Origin of the sequence: Staphylococcus sp. URHA0057, from assembly GCF_000620265.1 — a bacterium.
GTDB classification, from domain to species: Bacteria; Bacillota; Bacilli; order Staphylococcales; family Staphylococcaceae; genus Staphylococcus; species Staphylococcus pasteuri.
On the sequence record NZ_JHVS01000006.1, the window covers coordinates 157,502 to 175,407 of the forward strand.

Sequence of the window (17,906 nt, forward strand, 5' to 3'; positions counted from 1 at the left end):
TTAAAGTGTTTAAAGAGGGAGGCGCGTGTGAGGGTTCAAAGGATAGAAATGGAGAATAAGCCGTATCCATTGTATTTATTACTAGATAAAGAATACCAGCTAATTGAACCAGTAATGAAATTTATTAAATACTTAGATAACACTGGTAAGTCTCCAAATACCATTAAAGCATACTGCTATCATTTAAAGTTGCTGTATGAGTTCATGGAACAGAGAGGCGTTATTCTTAATGATATTAACTTTGAGTTGTTAGCAGACTTCGTAGGTTGGTTGAGATATCCAACAGCAAATAATGTAATTGATCTTCAGCCAAAAGAAGCCATAAGAGAAGAAACGACAGTGAATACAATTTTAAATGCCGTTATGAGTTTTCTTGATTATTTAAGTAGATTAGGAGAATTTAAATCAATTGATGTATTTAAACAAGCAAAGGGAAGAAACTTCAAAGGATTTTTACATCATGTTAATAAGGGTAGATACCAAAAGAATGTCTTAAAGTTAAGGGTTAAAAAGAAACAGATAAGAACATTGACAGCAGAGGAAGTTAAGCAAATTATTGACGCTTGTCATACGAAAAGAGATAAGTTAATTTTAATGCTTATGTATGAAGGTGGTTTAAGAATCGGTGAAGTGTTATCGCTTAGGCTTGAAGATATTGCCACTTGGGACAATCAAATCCATTTAACACCTAGAGATGTTAATGTTAATGAAGCTTATATTAAATTAAGGAAGGAAAGAACAATACATGTGAGTAAAGAACTGATGTCACTTTATACAGATTACTTGGTATATGAGTATAGTGAGGAATTGGAGCATGACTATGTTTTTATTTCCTTAAAAGAAGGTTATTTTGGGAAACCACTAAAGTACCAAAGTGTTCTTGATCTAGTTAGAAGAATAGTTAAAAGGACTGGAATAGAATTTACATCGCATATGCTTCGCCACACTCACGCAACGCAGCTAATTAGGGAAGGATGGGATGTTGCGTTCGTTCAAAAGAGATTAGGTCACGCACATGTTCAGACAACGTTAAATACCTACGTTCATCTTTCAGATCAGGATATGAAAAATGAGTTTAATAAATACCTTGAGAGAAAGGAGCATAAGAAATGAATGCTTCTAGTAAAAGGAAAATTATCAGTCAGAGTGAGATCAGCAAAAAAATAGCTGTAATGAATGAAGAAATGCAAGGGTTTTGGGCTAATAATAGTTGGGATATAAGAAAATGTCCACATCCTTCTGCCATAGAATTAAGTAAGAATCCTGCTTTAAGAAATCGTTGGGTTCGTTTTGAACGTGTTAAAAATCTGTGGTTAAGAACAGAATTGAAATATTTTTATTTTTACCATTTAAACAATGGAATATGGAATGCAAAAACTGTCTGGATTAGAAAAGGAACAGTAATTAATAAAATGTTGGATTTTTTAGATTTAAAGTATCCCAGCATTACTTCAATTACTGAAGTTCCTATTGATAAAGCAATGACGGAGTATAGAACATATTTGACAAAACAGGGTGTTAGAATTACCACCACTAATTATAAGATTACTGCTAATCAAGAAAAAACACCTGTAAAAGCTAATTCTTACTATGTTACTAATCTTAAACAATTTATTGAGTTTTATGAGGATTTTTATTTTGATGGAGAGGAGTGGGATAAAGACGTTTGGGATAGACGAAACTTACCTTTGCCAGATGATAAGGTTAACCCAACACAATATGAATATACAATTAACTTTAAAGGGTTTCGGAATACATATTTTAAACAGCTTGTAAAAAGATATTGTAAGTTAAGATTGAACATGGATAGCTTTTCCTATGTAAGTGATATTGCCCAAAAACTTAAAGAGTTCTTTAATTTTCTGGACATAAAGTTTAAACACGTTCAGAGAGTACACCAATTAACGAGAGTGGAAATTGAAGCATATTTAAGTGAACTAAACATGATGGGAATAAAACCTAGTACAATAACTGGGAGGATCTCTATATTGGAAGGACTATTTAGTACCCTTCATAGGCTAGAATGGGATGATGTTCCTTCCAAATTATTAATTTATCCCGAGGACTATCCGAAAATACCAAGAGCAAAACCTCGCTTTATAGACGAATTCGTTCTAGAGCAATTGAACAGTCATCTTGATAAATTACCCGAATATATAGCTACGATGACTATGATTGTTCAAGAATGTGGAATGAGGATAAGTGAATTGTGCACCTTGAAAAAAGGCTGTTTATTAGAGGACAAAGATGGAGATTACTTTTTAAAGTATTATCAATGGAAAATGAAAAAGGAGCATATAGTTCCAATATCTAAAGAGGTAGCTTTACTTATTAAAGTTCGGGAAGATAAAGTTTCAGAGGAATTTCCAGATAGTGAATACCTCTTTCCAAGAAAAGATGGATCGCCATTAAAACAAGAAACATTTAGAGGCGAGTTAAATAAATTAGCTTATGAGCAAAATATAGTGGATAAATCAGGCGAGATTTATAGATTCCATGCCCATGCCTTTCGCCATACAGTAGGAACAAGAATGATTAACAACGGGGTGCCCCAGCATATTGTGCAGAAATTTTTGGGACATGAAAGCCCAGAAATGACAAGCAGATACGCTCATATCTTTGATGAAACTCTAAAAAATGAATTTACTAAATTTCAAGAAAAACTGGTTACCAATAATGGAGATGTGCTCAATCTAGATGATGATAGTGAAGTCGATGATGTAGAGCTTCAATGGTTCAAGAAAAATATAAATGCACAAGTGCTTCCAAATGGTTATTGTAGATTGCCAGTAATAGCAGGTGGTTGTCCACATGCGAATGCATGCTTAGATTGCACTCACTTCTGTACCAGTAAGCAATTCTTACCACAGCATGAAGAACAGTTAGAGCGTACAGAAGAGTTATTAACCATAGCAAAGGATAAACAATGGCAAAGACAAATAGAGACTAATAGCCGTGTTAAAGAGCGTTTAGAACAAATCATTGGAAGTTTGACGGGGTAATTATCAATGGATAAACAAGTTAGAAATACAACAGAAATTGTACGTTTGGCGAAGCAGAAATCACAAAAGACAAGGGAAAAAGTAGACAAAGCGATTTCTAAATTTTCGATTGAAGGTAAAGCTATTAATTTTAATTCAATAGCAAAGGAAGCTAATGTTTCTAAATCATGGCTTTATAAGGAACACGATATTAGGCAAAGAATCGAATCCCTTCGTGAGCGTCAAATAACATCAAATGTAGTCTCAAAACCCAAGAAAAGTTCTCGTTCGGAGGAAATCCTTATAAAAACCTTAAAAAGAAGAGTTATGGAATTAGAAAAAGAAAATAAAAAATTACAGAACCAAATTCAAAAATTATATGGAGATCTGTATAATAAAGAGTAGTTTTAATTATTAATCTGTAGACAGATTGTGAAAGGATGCAGTTAAACTAACGGGGTAGTTATGTTTAAGATACTTTAAAATTTGGTTAAAATCTCCGAAAGGATTGGTTTCTAACATTAGAAATCAATCCTTTTTAATATTAATTATATATCATTCAAACAATCATTTGACTATTTGTTTATGGTGGGATATATTATAATCATCAAACAAACAGTCATTTGAATAAGGAGGATAATTATGACAAAAGATATGTGTGAAGTTACCTATATTCATGAAGATAAGGTAAACAGGGCTAAAAAAGACCTTGCTAAACAGAATCCTATGGATGTAGCGAAAGTTTTTAAGGCTCTATCAGATGATACAAGAGTTAAAATTGCTTATGTTTTGTCTTTAGAGGGAGAGTTATGTGTTTGTGATGTAGCTAATATCATTGAATCTTCAACGGCTACGGCATCCCATCATTTAAGATTATTGAAAAATTTAGGTATAGCAAAATACCGTAAAGAAGGAAAATTAGTCTATTATTCACTAGATGATGAGCATGTTAAACAGCTTGTAGAAAAAGCTTTCATGCATCAAAGGGAGGTTGCTAGTATTGGATAGTTCAGCAAAAACATTAACAGAAGATAAACAGGTTTACCGTGTGGAGGGTTTCTCGTGTGCGAATTGTGCTGGGAAGTTTGAAAAAAATGTGAAAGAACTACCAGGGGTGTATGATGCTAAAGTCAATTTCGGAGCTTCCAAAATTGATGTCTTTGGCAGTGCAACCGTTGAAGATCTGGAAAAGGCTGGTGCTTTCGAGAATCTTAAAGTGGCACCAGAGAAGGCTAGAAGACGGGTCGAACCAGTGGTAACAGAAGATAAAAATGTTTACCGTGTGGAGGGATTTTCCTGCGCAAACTGTGCTGGGAAGTTTGAAAAAAATGTAAAACAACTAGCTGGAGTTCAGGATGCAAAAGTGAACTTTGGCGCTTCCAAAATTGATGTATATGGAAATGCATCGGTTCAAGAGCTTGAAAAAGCAGGTGCTTTCGAGAATCTTAAGGTATTTCCCGAAAAACTAGCGAATTCATCGATGCAAGCGGTCAAAGAAGACACTAAGGCTCCTAAAGAAGAGAAAATACCGTTTTATAAAAAACACAGCACATTGCTGTTTGCCACATTACTGATTGCTTTTGGTTACCTTTCTCACTTTGTAAATGGAGAAGATAACCTTGTAACTTCCATGTTATTTGTAGGTTCGATTGTAATTGGCGGATATTCACTATTTAAAGTTGGTTTTCAAAATTTGATACGCTTTGATTTCGACATGAAAACCCTGATGACCGTAGCAGTTATTGGAGCTGCCATCATTGGTGAATGGGCAGAGGCATCCATTGTTGTCGTTCTCTTTGCAATCAGTGAAGCACTTGAACGTTTTTCTATGGATAGAGCAAGACAGTCCATTCGTTCATTGATGGATATTGCCCCAAAAGAAGCACTTGTTAGGCGGAATGGTCAGGAAATAATGATCCATGTGGACGATATTGCCGTGGGTGATATTATGATCGTCAAACCAGGGGAGAAAATTGCCATGGATGGGATCATTATAAATGGTGTGTCGGCTGTCAACCAGGCTGCTATAACAGGAGAATCTGTCCCTGTTGCCAAAACGGTAGATGATGAAGTATTTGCAGGTACGCTTAACGAAGAGGGACTACTTGAAGTAAAAATCACCAAATACGTAGAGGATACAACTATCTCCAAGATTATTCATCTGGTTGAGGAAGCACAAGGAGAGCGCGCTCCAGCGCAAGCATTCGTAGATAAATTTGCGAAATATTATACGCCGATCATTATGGTTATTGCGGCGCTCGTTGCAGTCGTTCCACCTTTATTCTTTGGTGGAAGTTGGGATACTTGGGTTTATCAAGGATTAGCGGTACTTGTAGTTGGATGTCCGTGTGCATTAGTTATTTCTACTCCAATCTCGATTGTCTCGGCAATTGGAAATGCAGCTAAAAAAGGTGTGTTGATTAAAGGCGGTGTCTATCTAGAGGAATTAGGAGCCATTAAGGCAATCGCATTTGATAAAACAGGAACACTGACAAAAGGTGTACCAGTGGTAACAGATTTTAAAGTGTTAAATGATCAAGTGGAAGAAAAAGAGCTGTTTTCCATTATTACAGCTTTAGAATATCGATCACAACATCCACTTGCTTCAGCAATAATGAAGAAAGCAGAGCAAGATAATATTACTTATTCCGATGTTAGAGTGGAGGACTTCACTTCTATTACAGGTCGGGGCATTCAAGGGAATATAGATGGAACAACCTATTACATTGGCAGTCCAAGGCTTTTTAAAGAATTAAATGTTTCCGATTTTAGACTTGAGTTTGAAAATAAAGTGAAAGTTTTACAAAACCAAGGGAAAACGGCCATGATTATTGGAACGGACCAAACAATCCTCGGCGTGATTGCTGTAGCAGATGAGGTCCGCGAAACAAGTAAAAATGTGATTCAAAAACTTCATCAGTTAGGAATCAAGCAAACAATTATGCTGACAGGTGATAATCAAGGTACCGCAGAAGCAATCGGTGCTCATGTAGGCGTTTCTGATATTCAGTCCGAATTGATGCCACAGAATAAGTTGGACTATATTAAAAAAATGAAAGCCGAGTATGGTAATGTAGCTATGATTGGCGATGGCGTCAATGATGCTCCTGCACTTGCTGCATCCACTGTTGGCATTGCAATGGGCGGTGCTGGAACAGATACTGCCATCGAGACAGCTGATATTGCATTAATGGGAGATGATTTAAGTAAGCTTCCATTTGCAGTAAGACTTAGCAGGAAAACGCTAAATATCATCAAAGCGAACATCACGTTTGCCATCGGAATTAAGATAATTGCCTTACTATTGGTTATTCCAGGCTGGCTAACCCTTTGGATTGCGATTCTTTCCGATATGGGAGCCACTATTTTGGTAGCATTAAATAGTTTGCGACTGATGAGAGTGAAAGATAAATAGGTACTATATGTGTGCAATTTACGGAAGGACTTTTCATTTTGAAGAAAAGTCCTATCCCTAAAATATTTGGAGATGATAAAATAATCGCGACGATACTGACGGCTACTGCGGTATATGTAGCAACAGGAATTGATTATCTCGTCATATTAATTCTTTTGTTTTCGCAAGTAAAAAAAGGTCAGGTAAAACATATTTGGATAGGACAATATATAGGGACTGCAATTGTGATAGGAGCAAGTCTTTTAGTTGCACAGGGGGTTGTAAATTTAATTCCTCAGCAATGGGTTATCGGACTACTTGGACTTTTACCACTTTACCTAGGCGTGAAAATATGGATTAAAGGAGAAGAGGATGAAGATGAAAGTAGCATTTTATCTTTATTCTCCTCTGGAAAATTTAATCAGTTATTTTTGACGATGATTTTCATCGTATTGGCTTCCAGTGCGGATGACTTTTCCATTTATATACCGTACTTCACGACCTTAAGTATGTCTGAAATCTTTATTGTCACTATTGTCTTTCTAATTATGGTTGGAGTTTTGTGCTATGTCAGTTACCGTCTAGCTTCCTTCGATTTTATATCGGAAACAATTGAGAAATATGAACGTTGGATTGTACCAATTGTATTCATTGGGCTAGGTATTTATATATTGTTTGAAAATGGAACATTCAATGCTCTGATTTCATTTCTTCTTTGAAGTGGTGAATCCAAACCATAAAGTAAAGTATAAAGAGGTTATCCTATTGATTGGGATAACCTTTTTATATTTAACTAATTATCATTTACGTTAAACACATGTACTTAAAGTAAGAACATTGATTTAAACCATTTTTTCATAATTTACTCTTGATAAAGTTTAACACCTTCAGAAGAAGATATTAATACTACGTTTAGATTAAGGGAATGTGGTGTGATTTTAGGAATACATTTATTAGACCATATTATTATTGGTGATAACCAGTTCACAAGTTTAGTAGAGTTAGGGTATTTTGAAGAAGAATAAACTGTTTCTAGAATTAATTTTTAATGAATAGTATAATAAGAGAAAAGATAAGCCAGGAGGTCATTTAAATGACTATATTTCTTATAATTGGTGTATTGATTCCAATTATATTTATTATGCGATTAAATGCTAAAAACCAAGCTATGAATTTGAAATTATTTTTACACACAATTGGTTATTCTGTAGTCGGAATGGTAATTACAACAACTATCGGAACAATGGTAACGAAATCCCACAATTCCATTTTACTTGTCATTATTGGATCTATTATAGTTGGTGTAATTTGGGGAGTATTACTTGCATTAAGTTATATTTTCTTTAATTTTTTATCAAATACGTTTAAAAAATAACTTAAAAAAATAAGCTATGAAGATTGAACATCACAATAAAACTGTTCATTTTCATAGCTTTTATATTATTGAATATAAGCGATTAAATTATCATAATTATCCATAAGCCATACAATACCTTGATAAACAAGATACAAACATAAAATGATAATACCAGCTGATATTAAAAATCTTAATATTGATACACCTACTCTAAAGAGTAAGATAACAAGTAATACAATCAGTATGATTGATAATAAACTCATAAAGGAAACCTCCTAACAGCATGAAACTCATATTTATATCATAATAAATTTTAATAAATAAGACATCAGTCTATAGATATATCTATGATACAACCCTAGCCCTATATATTTTTACGTTGTGATTATATATAATAGTTTAAATGGAAAGGGAGGATATATAATGAGATTCATATTTAGCATAATAAAAAACATTATAGCAGTCATTGCCATTTTAATCATTATTTATATCGCATTAAAGTATGCGCCATTTTTAAGAGATCAAGAATGGAACCCTATAAGTAATCCTCCAAATCAAACAGAAAGAAATATGGATAACCCTGTTAATAATTCTAAACAACCACAACATGGTAAGCGTTATTCACTCGAAGATAATGATATTATTAAAAACGTACCGACAAGTCAAATAAAGAATGTATTTAATATGATAGATAAAAAAGAATTTATGTCAGTATCAGGTATAGGTAGAATGGGCTACAATGATGAATATTTAGCAGGCCAAAGAGGAGACGAATTTATTATATATAAATTTGGATCTGATTCTATCAGAGTTTATAATAATGAATTTGAAATGCAACAAGATTTACATGAATTAGGTCAAAATATTGAATTGAAAAATAATCAAGCTTATTAACATTAATTGTAGTGTATGTTTGAAATCATGCTCCAAATGAGTTAGCCTTTATATATAGAGTAATAAAAAGGTTGGTGTGGACAATGGTCGAAAAATCTAAAGAACAACGTGCCAACGAACAAACTAAAGCTCAAAATCTATTTGCTCGTTGGAGAAAAGAAGAAACATTATATAGTGAAGATGAGAAAAAAGAACGTAAAGAACAAGAAAAACAAGCAAAACAACAAAAAAATAATGAGTAATTAATTAGAAATAATTTGCTTTTAAGCTGCTGACTTTAATTAAGTTAGTAGCTTTTTTATTATTTTTAACTAATAATTGGCTTGAAATATTATGTATAGAAGAAAAATGAGTTACATACCGTTTTATATACAAACTAATCAATGTTAACAAACATTAAAAAGACTAAAGCTAGAGCAAAACGCATCTTGAGAGATTTATTTTATTTTTTTAATCTTACGCATTAATAAAATTACTTTTTAATGAGAGTTAGTGCTTTATTTCATTTCAGCAGTAATATAGAATAGTAAAGAAGAATAAATTTTTAAAGTATTATAAGAGGTGTTATGGGTGCTTAAATTTTTCAAAAATAACAAACTCATTGTTGTTTTATGTGCAATAATTGTTTTTATTGCATTAATTGGTTTGTCTATTCGCTCTCAATCTCAATCACCTCCCGAGCAATATGTAGGGGATTCTGTATCTTTCGGGCAACGACTGATAAGTTATCCTGTGAATTTTGTTACTGGAGCTATTGGTAATTTTTTTAATCAGGGTGAATCAAAGGAAACGAAGAATAAAATTAAACAATTAGAAGCCAAAAATCAACAATTAGAGGCTGAAAATAAGAAGTTTAAAAAAGAACTAGATATGAAAGATATATCTAAATATGATCCGATATCTACAACAGTTATTTCTAGAAATCCGGATCAATGGATGAATACGATTGTAATTGATAAAGGATCAAAAGCTGGAATTAAAAATAACATGGCAGTTATGACTTCAGAAGGACTTGTTGGTAGAACAACTAAAGTTAACCAATTTTCTTCACAAGTAGATTTAATATCAACAAATACACGTGCTGGTAAACTATCTGTGAATATTCAACATAAATCTAAAAATGTATTTGGATTAATCGATCACTATGATGCAAAAAACGAAGAGCTAGTTATTAGTGATATCAATAATAAAGATAGTATCTCTAAGGGAGATAAAGTAGTCACTAGTGGTTTAGCCGATCAACTTCCAAGCAGTTTATACATAGGAGAAGTTACAAGTGTTGAAAATGACCAATATGGTTTAGCAAAAGAAGTAAGAGTGAAAACAGGTGCAGATTTATCTGATTTAAATCATGTATATGTTGCAAAACGTGATGCTTCAACAATTCCCGATGACGAAAGCGGGGATAACTAATGCGGGGAATTTATTATTTCTTAATTGGGATTATTTTATTCTATATAGATACAGTGATAGGAATAGTAATCCCAATACATTTCGGTAAAATTGACGTGATATTTGTGCCACACTTAACTTTAATGTATTTATTAATTTTAACGATATACCGAGGTTTTGGTGTAGCTGTTATACTTGCGATATTCTTCGGCCTTATTACTGACTTGTATTTAGGAAGCATTTACGGATTGTATATGTTTGGTTACATTTTAGCAGTAGTAATTATGGATAGACTCTTTAAAATATTTTACAGAGACACAGTGATGTTGTTCATTGTAATTCTATTAAGTACTATATTTTTAGAAATTTATGTTGCCATTATTTATGGTGTAATAGGGTTTATCCAATTTAACCTATTGGAGTTCTTATTATTAAGATTACTACCAACATTCATTCTTAATTTAATATTGTTAATTATTTTGTATCCTATTATGTTAAAGTTTATGAGAAAAATTCAAAACAAGATTGACAGTAGAATATAACTAATGGTAAGATGCAGTAGTTGAGTAGTTTCAAGCTACATACAACCGCTCAAATATAGGTTTAAGTACAAATTGATTTGAAGTGAAGTGAACGCTTTACTCAAGTTAAAAGTCATTAGAAAGAAAGCGATTGACAATCGAGGCGTTGAAATAAGTGAGAGATGATTTTATTTAGATAAATGATTCGAATCACGAATGAAACAACGAAGAGTGCGAACGCTTTACTTAATGACAATGTCACCTATATATGGCGTGACTTATAATATAGGAGGTGCAAAGTATGTTTGCTATTATTGAAACAGGTGGAAAACAAATCAAAGTAGAAGAAGGACAAGAAATTTACGTTGAAAAATTAGACGTAAACGAAGGTGATTCTTTCACATTTGATAAAGTATTATTTGTAGGTGGAGATTCAGTTAAAGTTGGTGCGCCAACTGTTGAAGGTGCTACTGTTACAGCTACTGTTAATAAAAACGGTCGCGGTAAAAAAATCACTGTATTCACTTACAAACGTCGTAAAGACTCTAAACGTAAAAAAGGCCATCGTCAACCATATACTAAATTAACTATCGATAAAATTAACGCGTAATTATGATTACTGTTGATATTACAGTTAATGATGAAGGCAAAGTAACAGATGTCGTTATGGATGGCCATGCTGATCATGGTGAATATGGTCATGACATCGTCTGTGCTGGAGCTTCAGCAGTATTATTTGGTAGTGTTAATGCTATTATGGGATTGACTACTGAAAAGCCAGATATCGATTATGACGATGATGGTGGTCATTTTCATATAAGAAGTGTTGATACAGATAACGATGAAGCACAATTAATTCTTAAAGCAATGCTTGTATCTTTACAAACAATTGAAGAAGAATATAATGAAAATATCAGATTAAATTATAAGTGAGGTGTATCCCGATGTTAAAATTAAACTTACAGTTCTTCGCATCTAAAAAAGGGGTAAGTTCTACAAAAAACGGACGTGACTCTGAATCAAAACGTTTAGGTGCTAAACGTGCTGACGGTCAATACGTTACAGGTGGTTCAATTCTTTATCGCCAACGTGGTACTAAAATTTACCCTGGTGAAAATGTAGGTCGTGGTGGCGATGATACATTATTCGCTAAAATCGACGGCGTTGTTAAATTTGAACGCAAAGGTCGCGACAAAAAACAAGTTTCTGTATATACAGTAGCTGAATAATTTTGTCTAGATAACACCAGAAGTGAAGACTTCTGGTGTTTTATTTTGTTTAAAAAGTCAATTTTTGGTAGAACTAAAATTTTTCTACAAATACACTTAATGATATAATTAAAAAGATAATGAAAACTAATTTAAGTAAAAGAGGTGAGATATATGTTTGTCGATCAGGTCAAAATATCTCTTAAAGCAGGAGATGGCGGTAATGGTATTACTGCATATAGAAGAGAAAAATACGTACCATTTGGTGGACCAGCAGGTGGAGACGGCGGCAAAGGTGCTTCAGTAATATTTGAAGTAGATGAAGGTTTAAGAACTTTATTAGACTTTAGATATCAAACACACTTTAAAGCAAAAAAAGGTGAGAATGGTCAAAGCAGTAATATGCACGGTAGAAATGCTGAAGATTTGGTTTTAAAAGTACCACCTGGCACTATTGTTAAAAGCATAGAAACTGAAGAAGTACTTGCAGACCTTGTAGAAGATGGTCAAAGAGCAATTGTAGCTAAAGGTGGTCGTGGTGGTCGTGGGAATTCGCGATTTGCTACACCTAGAAACCCAGCACCAGACTTCAGTGAAAAAGGTGAACCTGGTGAAGAAATTGATGTAACTTTAGAACTGAAGTTACTAGCAGACGTTGGTCTAGTCGGTTTCCCTAGTGTAGGAAAATCAACATTGCTATCAATTGTATCTAAAGCTAAACCTAAAATTGGCGCGTATCATTTTACAACAATTAAACCTAATTTAGGTGTTGTATCAACACCAGATAACAGAAGTTTCGTTATGGCAGATTTACCTGGTTTAATAGAAGGTGCGTCAGACGGAGTTGGATTAGGTCATCAATTTTTACGTCATGTTGAACGAACTAAAGTTATCGTTCATATGATTGATATGAGTGGTTCGGAAGGCAGAGATCCTGTTGAGGACTATCATGTGATAAACAAAGAATTAGTTGCATATAAACAACGTTTAGAAGATAGACCACAAATTATTGTTGCTAATAAAATGGATATGCCAGATGCTGAAGATAATTTAGAGTTATTTAAAGAAGAAGTAGGTACTGAACACACGATTATCCCACTTTCAGCTGTTTCTAGAAATAACATCGATCAATTACTTTATACAATTGCTGATCAATTAGATAAAGTGAAAGATATTGATTTCTCAGTTGAAGAAGATGACAATGTCGGTGTTAACAGAGTTGTATATAAACATACTCCTTCTCAAGATACATTCACTATTACTAGAGATGATGATGGTGCTTATGTTGTTAGTGGCAATGCTATTGAAAGAACATTCAAGATGACAGACTTTAATAGTGATCCAGCCGTACGTAGATTTGCTAGACAAATGCGTTCTATGGGTATTGATGATGCACTTAGAGCAAGAGGTTGTAGTAATGGAGATATTGTAAGAATTCTTGGTGGAGAATTTGAATTTATAGAATAGGAGTGCGAAAGATGGACAATAAAGAATATAAGAAATTTTATCTTATTCGCGAAGACGTTTTACCAGAATCAGTAATTAAAACGCTGAAAATTAAAGATGCTTTGAAAAATAATTCTGAGTTGTCCATCTATGATGCTGTAAAACAATACGGTTTATCAAGAAGTGCTTTCTATAAGTATAGAGAAACTATATTTCCAGTTGATGAAAAATTATTAGATCATCGAGAATTTACATTAATTTTATATGTTAATGATATTGTTGGAATGTTGGCTCAAGTATTAAATACAATTTCTCAATTAGAATTATCAGTACTTACAATTCACCAAAGTGTACCTATGGAAGATAAAGCGACGATTACTCTATCATTAAATGCGTCTTCATCTGAACTTATGATTGATGATGTAATAAAAGCATTAAGAGAAATCGAACATGTTTCCAAAGTTGAATTGATAAGCATGAGTATGTAAATAAGGAAGTGCTAAAATGTACGCGTATATTAAAGGGCAGTTAACACAGTTGTTCCCAACACATGTTGTTGTTGATGTAAACGGAGTAGGTTATGAGATTCAGACACCTAATTCATACCGTTTTCAAAAATATTTAGATAATGAAGTTCAAATATATACGTCATTAATTGTTAGAGAAGACGCTCAATTACTTTATGGTTTCATTAATGAAGAAGAGAAAGATATGTTCTTAAGTTTAATTAAGGTGACTGGTATTGGTCCTAAGTCAGCATTAGCTATACTTGCTACTAGTACGCCTAATGAAGTAAAACAAGCAATTGAAAACGAAAATGATACGTATTTAACTAAGTTTCCAGGCATTGGTAAAAAAACTGCTCGACAAATCGTGTTAGATTTAAAAGGTAAAGTTCAAATCACTGAAGAAAATAGTGAAACATTATTGAACATTACTTCTAACTCTACAGATAATGAACCTATGATTAAGGAAGCAATGTTGGCTTTAGAAGCATTAGGTTACTCAAAACGTGAATTATCTAAAGTAGAAAAGGTTTTAAAACAATCTAATATCAATTCTGTTGATGAAGCAGTTAAAATCGGTCTACAAACGTTGGTTTCTTAATTACCTAATTTAACAAATGAAAGGGGGAAATGATATGGATGAAAGAATGGTCGATCAATCTGTACATAGTGAAGAATCTGACTTCGAATTATCTTTACGACCTACGAAATTAAAACAATATATTGGTCAATCTTCTATCAAAAGTAATTTAGAGGTATTTATAAAAGCAGCTAAATTAAGAGAAGAACCTTTAGATCATGTTCTATTATATGGTCCCCCAGGATTAGGTAAAACTACGTTATCTAATATTATTGCTAATGAAATGGAAGTTAATATTAGAACGGTTTCTGGACCTTCTTTAGAACGTCCAGGGGATCTGGCTGCTATTCTTTCTGGTTTACAACCAGGAGATGTACTTTTTATAGACGAAATACATCGTTTAAGTAGTGTAGTTGAAGAAGTATTGTATCCGGCCATGGAAGATTTTTTCCTAGATATTATTATAGGAAAAGGTGATGAAGCACGTAGTATACGTATCGATTTACCGCCGTTTACACTCGTAGGTGCGACTACAAGAGCAGGTAGTTTAACAGGTCCGCTAAGAGATCGATTTGGAGTACATTTAAGATTAGAATACTATAATGAAGCAGATTTGAAGGAAATCATTATAAGAACAGCTGAGGTACTAGGAACAGACATTGATAATGAAAGTGCCATTGAATTAGCTAAGCGTTCTAGAGGTACACCTCGTGTAGCAAACCGTTTATTAAAAAGAGTAAGAGATTTCCAACAAGTTAATGAAGATGATCAAATATATATTGAAACTACAAAACGTGCATTAAAATTATTACAAGTAGATGATTATGGCTTAGATTATATTGATCATAAGATGATGAACTGTATTTTAAATCAATATAAAGGTGGACCAGTGGGCTTAGATACGATTGCTGTCTCTATTGGAGAAGAACGTATTACTATAGAAGATGTATATGAACCTTTCTTAATTCAAAAAGGATTTTTAGAACGTACACCACGCGGTAGAAAAGCAACACCTTTAGCGCATGAACATTTTAGTCATAATAATGAAATGAGGGAGTAAGTTGAATATTGAAGATTTCGACTATGATTTACCTGAATCTCTAATTGCGCAAACACCTTTAAAAAATAGAGACCAAAGTAGATTATTAGTTTTAGATAGAAATACAGGTGACATGGAACATCTTCACTTCAGAGATGTAATCAATTATTTTGAACCGGGAGATACGTTAGTATTAAACGATACTAGAGTAATGCCAGCTAGACTTTTTGGTTTGAAAGAAGAAACAGGTGCCAAAGTTGAAATGCTTATGTTAACGCAAATTGAAGGCAATGATTGGGAAGTTCTATTAAAACCAGCTAAGCGTATCAAAGTTGGTAATAAACTTAACTTTGGAGAAGGCAAAATTATAGCTGAGTGTATTGAAGAGTTAGAACAAGGTGGCAGAATTATGCGCTTGCATTATGATGGCATTTTACAAGAACGATTGGATGAACTAGGTGAGATGCCTTTACCACCTTATATTAAGGAACGCTTAGATGATCCAAACAGATATCAAACTGTTTATGCTAAAGAAAGCGGTTCTGCTGCAGCGCCAACTGCCGGGTTACACTTTACTGATAGTTTATTAGAAGCTATCAAAGAAAAAGGTGTGAATATAGCATTTATCACTTTGCATGTTGGACTTGGAACATTTAGACCAGTTAGTGTAGATAATATCGATGATCACGAAATGCATAGTGAATATTATCAAATGACACAGCAAACTGCAGATTTATTAAATGAGACAAAAGCAAAAGGTCATCGAATCATTTCTGTTGGAACGACTTCAACCAGAACACTAGAAACAATACGTAGAGATCACTCTGAATTTGTAGAAAAAAGTGGTTGGACAGATATCTTTATCTATCCTGGATTTGAATACAAAGCTATAGATGGTCTGATCACTAACTTCCATTTACCAAAATCAACGCTAGTCATGTTAGTGTCAGCGTTTAGTAGTAGACAGTACATTTTGAATGCATACAAAAAAGCAGTAGAAATGGAATATAGATTCTTTAGTTTTGGAGATGCAATGTTAATTATATAAAAGAATGTGAGGATATATTTTATGCCTGCAGTAACATATGAACATATTAAAACTTGTAAACAATCAGGTGCAAGATTAGGTATTGTACATACGCCACATGGCTCATTTGAAACACCTATGTTTATGCCAGTTGGTACTAAAGCTACCGTTAAAACTATGAGTCCAGAAGAATTGCGTCAAATAGAGGCTCAGATTATTTTAGGAAATACGTATCATTTGTGGTTGCAACCTGGAAATGATATCATCAAACACGCTGGGGGGCTCCATAAATTCATGAATTGGAATGGTCCTATTTTAACTGATTCTGGAGGATTCCAAGTTTTTAGTTTAAGTAATTTACGTAAAATTTCAGAAGAAGGCGTTGAATTTAGACATCATACAAATGGTTCTAAATTATTTTTAAGTCCTGAAAAATCAATGCAAATTCAAAATGATTTAGGTTCAGACATCATGATGGCGTTTGATGAATGTCCACCTATGCCTTCTGAATATGAATATGTAAAAAATTCTATTGAAAGAACTACACGTTGGGCAGAAAGATGTTTAAAAGCACATGCTCGTCCTGAAGAACAATCACTTTTTGGAATTATCCAAGGTGGTGAATATAAGAATTTACGTGAACAAAGCGCTAAAGAGCTTGTCGAATTAGATTTTCCTGGATATGCAATTGGTGGCCTTTCAGTAGGAGAACCTAAGCCAGTTATGTACGAGATGGTTGAACATACAGAACAATTCATGCCTAAAGATAAACCTAGATATTTAATGGGTGTGGGATCACCAGACGCATTGATTGAATGTAGTATTCGTGGAATGGATATGTTTGACAGCGTACTACCAACTCGTATAGCTAGAAATGGTACATGTATGACTTCAAATGGACGTTTAGTTATTAAGAATGCTAAATTTGCAGATGATTTAAGACCATTAGATGAAAATTGTGATTGTTATACATGTAAAAATTATTCTAGAGCATATATAAGACACTTAATCAAAGCAGAAGAAACCTTTGGTATACGTCTTACTACTATTCATAATTTACATTTTCTGCTAAAATTAATGGAAGATATTAGACAAGCCATTCGAGAAGATAGACTTTTAGATTTTAAAGCAGAATTCTTCGAACAGTATGGATTAAATGTAGATAACCCTAAAAACTTTTAAAGAGGAGAATGTAACATGCAATTTACATCATTGATATTACCGATCTTATTATTGGCTCTAATGTATTTCTTCTTAATTAGACCACAACAAAAACGTGCTAAAGAGCATCGTGAAATGATCAGTCGTGTTGAAGCTGGCCAAAGAATTACTACAATCGGTGGAATTAAAGGTACAGTTAAAGCAGTTGACGAAACAACAGTAGTCGTAACAGTAAATGGACACGGTACTGAAATGACTTTTGAAAAACCAGCTATTAAACAAGTTGATCCTTCATAAAGTAAAATAAAAAATGTTAGTTTAATTGTTATTAATTATAAATACTGATGCTATCAATTTAGGTAGTATCGGTATTTTTATTTTTATCCAAAATTATATATAT

At 33.3% G+C, this 17,906-nt stretch carries 22 protein-coding genes and 1 pseudogene; 22 read left to right on the plus strand and 1 reads right to left on the minus strand.

The genetic code is table 11. From position 1 onward, the window contains the following. Window positions 1-27: 27 nt before the first annotated feature. The 8 genes and pseudogenes from N524_RS0103740 to N524_RS0103775 all read left to right on the plus strand — a co-directional run bounded on the left by N524_RS0103740 (window position 28) and on the right by N524_RS0103775 (window position 7,750). Window positions 28-1,113, plus strand: a complete 1,086-nt coding sequence (locus tag N524_RS0103740; protein WP_029055689.1) for a tyrosine-type recombinase/integrase — start codon at window positions 28-30, stop codon at window positions 1,111-1,113. After that, complete coding sequence (locus N524_RS0103745) at window positions 1,110-3,002, plus strand: site-specific integrase (RefSeq protein ID WP_029055690.1); 1,893 nt, start codon at window positions 1,110-1,112, stop codon at window positions 3,000-3,002. The genes N524_RS0103740 and N524_RS0103745 overlap by 4 nt, the downstream gene beginning before the upstream one ends. Window positions 3,003-3,008: 6 nt before the next feature. Continuing rightward, window positions 3,009-3,386, plus strand: a complete 378-nt coding sequence (locus N524_RS0103750) for a DUF6262 family protein (RefSeq protein WP_020977319.1) — start codon at window positions 3,009-3,011, stop codon at window positions 3,384-3,386. A gap of 237 nt (window positions 3,387-3,623) precedes the next feature. Then, a complete protein-coding gene (locus N524_RS0103755; protein WP_029055691.1) occupies window positions 3,624-3,989 on the plus strand; it encodes an ArsR/SmtB family transcription factor in 366 nt (121 codons plus the stop codon). Then, a complete protein-coding gene (locus N524_RS0103760) occupies window positions 3,982-6,396 on the plus strand; it encodes a cadmium-translocating P-type ATPase CadA (RefSeq protein ID WP_037555532.1) in 2,415 nt (804 codons plus the stop codon). The genes N524_RS0103755 and N524_RS0103760 overlap by 8 nt, the downstream gene beginning before the upstream one ends. An 80-nt stretch (window positions 6,397-6,476) precedes the next feature. Next, the gene (locus N524_RS0103765) at window positions 6,477-7,094 is read left to right on the plus strand and encodes a CadD family cadmium resistance transporter (protein ID WP_000562107.1); all 618 of its coding nucleotides are present in this window, start codon (window positions 6,477-6,479) and stop codon (window positions 7,092-7,094) included. 159 nt (window positions 7,095-7,253) lie between these two features. After that, a pseudogene (locus N524_RS13150) lies at window positions 7,254-7,400 on the plus strand (JAB domain-containing protein); the annotation flags it as partial. Between the two features lie 68 nt (window positions 7,401-7,468). Beyond that, complete coding sequence (locus tag N524_RS0103775; RefSeq protein WP_029055693.1) at window positions 7,469-7,750, plus strand: hypothetical protein; 282 nt, start codon at window positions 7,469-7,471, stop codon at window positions 7,748-7,750. A gap of 65 nt (window positions 7,751-7,815) precedes the next feature. Here the strand turns inward: N524_RS0103775 and N524_RS0103780 are convergent, their stop codons facing one another. Next, complete coding sequence (locus N524_RS0103780; protein ID WP_029055694.1) at window positions 7,816-7,995, minus strand: hypothetical protein; 180 nt, start codon at window positions 7,993-7,995, stop codon at window positions 7,816-7,818. A 160-nt stretch (window positions 7,996-8,155) separates the two neighbouring features. Between N524_RS0103780 and N524_RS0103785 the strand changes: the two genes are divergently transcribed. The 14 genes from N524_RS0103785 (at window position 8,156) to yajC (ending at window position 17,803) form a co-directional block, all read left to right on the plus strand. Then, on the plus strand, window positions 8,156-8,626 hold the full coding sequence (locus tag N524_RS0103785; protein ID WP_017637049.1) for a DUF4930 family protein: 471 nt from the start codon (window positions 8,156-8,158) through the stop codon (window positions 8,624-8,626). 83 nt (window positions 8,627-8,709) lie between these two features. Further along, the gene (locus N524_RS13535) at window positions 8,710-8,868 is read left to right on the plus strand and encodes a hypothetical protein (protein ID WP_017637050.1); all 159 of its coding nucleotides are present in this window, start codon (window positions 8,710-8,712) and stop codon (window positions 8,866-8,868) included. 328 nt (window positions 8,869-9,196) lie between these two features. Continuing rightward, complete coding sequence (gene mreC / locus N524_RS0103795) at window positions 9,197-10,039, plus strand: rod shape-determining protein MreC (protein WP_029055695.1); 843 nt, start codon at window positions 9,197-9,199, stop codon at window positions 10,037-10,039. After that, window positions 10,039-10,560 carry a rod shape-determining protein MreD gene (gene mreD, locus N524_RS0103800; protein WP_017637052.1) on the plus strand — a complete coding sequence of 174 codons (522 nt, stop codon included), beginning with the start codon at window positions 10,039-10,041 and terminating at the stop codon, window positions 10,558-10,560. The genes mreC and mreD overlap by 1 nt, the downstream gene beginning before the upstream one ends. 280 nt (window positions 10,561-10,840) lie before the next feature. After that, window positions 10,841-11,149 (plus strand): 50S ribosomal protein L21, encoded by a 309-nt coding sequence (gene rplU, locus N524_RS0103805; protein WP_002451794.1) that lies wholly within the window; start codon window positions 10,841-10,843, stop codon window positions 11,147-11,149. A gap of 2 nt (window positions 11,150-11,151) precedes the next feature. Then, on the plus strand, window positions 11,152-11,472 hold the full coding sequence (locus N524_RS0103810; protein ID WP_029055696.1) for a ribosomal-processing cysteine protease Prp: 321 nt from the start codon (window positions 11,152-11,154) through the stop codon (window positions 11,470-11,472). Between the two features lie 11 nt (window positions 11,473-11,483). Beyond that, window positions 11,484-11,768: a 50S ribosomal protein L27 gene (rpmA, locus tag N524_RS0103815; protein ID WP_017637055.1), complete on the plus strand. Its 285-nt coding sequence runs from the start codon at window positions 11,484-11,486 to the stop codon at window positions 11,766-11,768. Window positions 11,769-11,921: 153 nt separating this feature from the next. Continuing rightward, window positions 11,922-13,214 (plus strand): GTPase ObgE, encoded by a 1,293-nt coding sequence (gene obgE, locus N524_RS0103820; RefSeq protein WP_029055697.1) that lies wholly within the window; start codon window positions 11,922-11,924, stop codon window positions 13,212-13,214. A gap of 11 nt (window positions 13,215-13,225) precedes the next feature. After that, window positions 13,226-13,681, plus strand: a complete 456-nt coding sequence (locus N524_RS0103825) for an ACT domain-containing protein (protein WP_017637057.1) — start codon at window positions 13,226-13,228, stop codon at window positions 13,679-13,681. A 16-nt stretch (window positions 13,682-13,697) separates the two neighbouring features. Continuing rightward, window positions 13,698-14,300, plus strand: a complete 603-nt coding sequence (ruvA, locus tag N524_RS0103830; RefSeq protein ID WP_017637058.1) for a Holliday junction branch migration protein RuvA — start codon at window positions 13,698-13,700, stop codon at window positions 14,298-14,300. 34 nt (window positions 14,301-14,334) lie between these two features. Next, window positions 14,335-15,339: a Holliday junction branch migration DNA helicase RuvB gene (gene ruvB / locus N524_RS0103835; protein WP_017637059.1), complete on the plus strand. Its 1,005-nt coding sequence runs from the start codon at window positions 14,335-14,337 to the stop codon at window positions 15,337-15,339. 1 nt (window position 15,340) lies between these two features. Further along, entirely contained in the window at window positions 15,341-16,366 is a 1,026-nt protein-coding gene (queA, locus tag N524_RS0103840) for a tRNA preQ1(34) S-adenosylmethionine ribosyltransferase-isomerase QueA (protein ID WP_029055698.1), read from the plus strand. Window positions 16,367-16,387: 21 nt separating this feature from the next. Continuing rightward, window positions 16,388-17,527, plus strand: coding sequence for a tRNA guanosine(34) transglycosylase Tgt (gene tgt, locus N524_RS0103845; RefSeq protein WP_029055699.1), 1,140 nt, complete (start codon window positions 16,388-16,390; stop codon window positions 17,525-17,527). Window positions 17,528-17,542: 15 nt separating this feature from the next. Continuing rightward, window positions 17,543-17,803 (plus strand): preprotein translocase subunit YajC, encoded by a 261-nt coding sequence (gene yajC / locus N524_RS0103850; RefSeq protein WP_017637062.1) that lies wholly within the window; start codon window positions 17,543-17,545, stop codon window positions 17,801-17,803. Window positions 17,804-17,906: the final 103 nt, after the last annotated feature.

What these genes read in the sequence shown, in the direction of transcription:
- N524_RS0103755 (WP_029055691.1), top strand. Translation starts at nt 3,624, where the DNA reads ATGACAAAAGATATGTGTGAAGTTACCTATATTCATGAAGATAAGGTA.
- obgE (WP_029055697.1), top strand. Translation starts at nt 11,922, where the DNA reads ATGTTTGTCGATCAGGTCAAAATATCTCTTAAAGCAGGAGATGGCGGT.
- N524_RS0103780 (WP_029055694.1), bottom strand. Translation starts at nt 7,995, where the DNA reads ATGAGTTTATTATCAATCATACTGATTGTATTACTTGTTATCTTACTC.
- N524_RS0103785 (WP_017637049.1), top strand. Translation starts at nt 8,156, where the DNA reads ATGAGATTCATATTTAGCATAATAAAAAACATTATAGCAGTCATTGCC.
- N524_RS0103745 (WP_029055690.1), top strand. Translation starts at nt 1,110, where the DNA reads ATGAATGCTTCTAGTAAAAGGAAAATTATCAGTCAGAGTGAGATCAGC.
- tgt (WP_029055699.1), top strand. Translation starts at nt 16,388, where the DNA reads ATGCCTGCAGTAACATATGAACATATTAAAACTTGTAAACAATCAGGT.
- ruvB (WP_017637059.1), top strand. Translation starts at nt 14,335, where the DNA reads ATGGATGAAAGAATGGTCGATCAATCTGTACATAGTGAAGAATCTGAC.
- ruvA (WP_017637058.1), top strand. Translation starts at nt 13,698, where the DNA reads ATGTACGCGTATATTAAAGGGCAGTTAACACAGTTGTTCCCAACACAT.
- N524_RS0103825 (WP_017637057.1), top strand. Translation starts at nt 13,226, where the DNA reads ATGGACAATAAAGAATATAAGAAATTTTATCTTATTCGCGAAGACGTT.
- N524_RS13535 (WP_017637050.1), top strand. Translation starts at nt 8,710, where the DNA reads ATGGTCGAAAAATCTAAAGAACAACGTGCCAACGAACAAACTAAAGCT.
- mreD (WP_017637052.1), top strand. Translation starts at nt 10,039, where the DNA reads ATGCGGGGAATTTATTATTTCTTAATTGGGATTATTTTATTCTATATA.
- yajC (WP_017637062.1), top strand. Translation starts at nt 17,543, where the DNA reads ATGCAATTTACATCATTGATATTACCGATCTTATTATTGGCTCTAATG.
- N524_RS0103775 (WP_029055693.1), top strand. Translation starts at nt 7,469, where the DNA reads ATGACTATATTTCTTATAATTGGTGTATTGATTCCAATTATATTTATT.
- rpmA (WP_017637055.1), top strand. Translation starts at nt 11,484, where the DNA reads ATGTTAAAATTAAACTTACAGTTCTTCGCATCTAAAAAAGGGGTAAGT.
- N524_RS0103750 (WP_020977319.1), top strand. Translation starts at nt 3,009, where the DNA reads ATGGATAAACAAGTTAGAAATACAACAGAAATTGTACGTTTGGCGAAG.
- rplU (WP_002451794.1), top strand. Translation starts at nt 10,841, where the DNA reads ATGTTTGCTATTATTGAAACAGGTGGAAAACAAATCAAAGTAGAAGAA.
- N524_RS0103810 (WP_029055696.1), top strand. Translation starts at nt 11,152, where the DNA reads ATGATTACTGTTGATATTACAGTTAATGATGAAGGCAAAGTAACAGAT.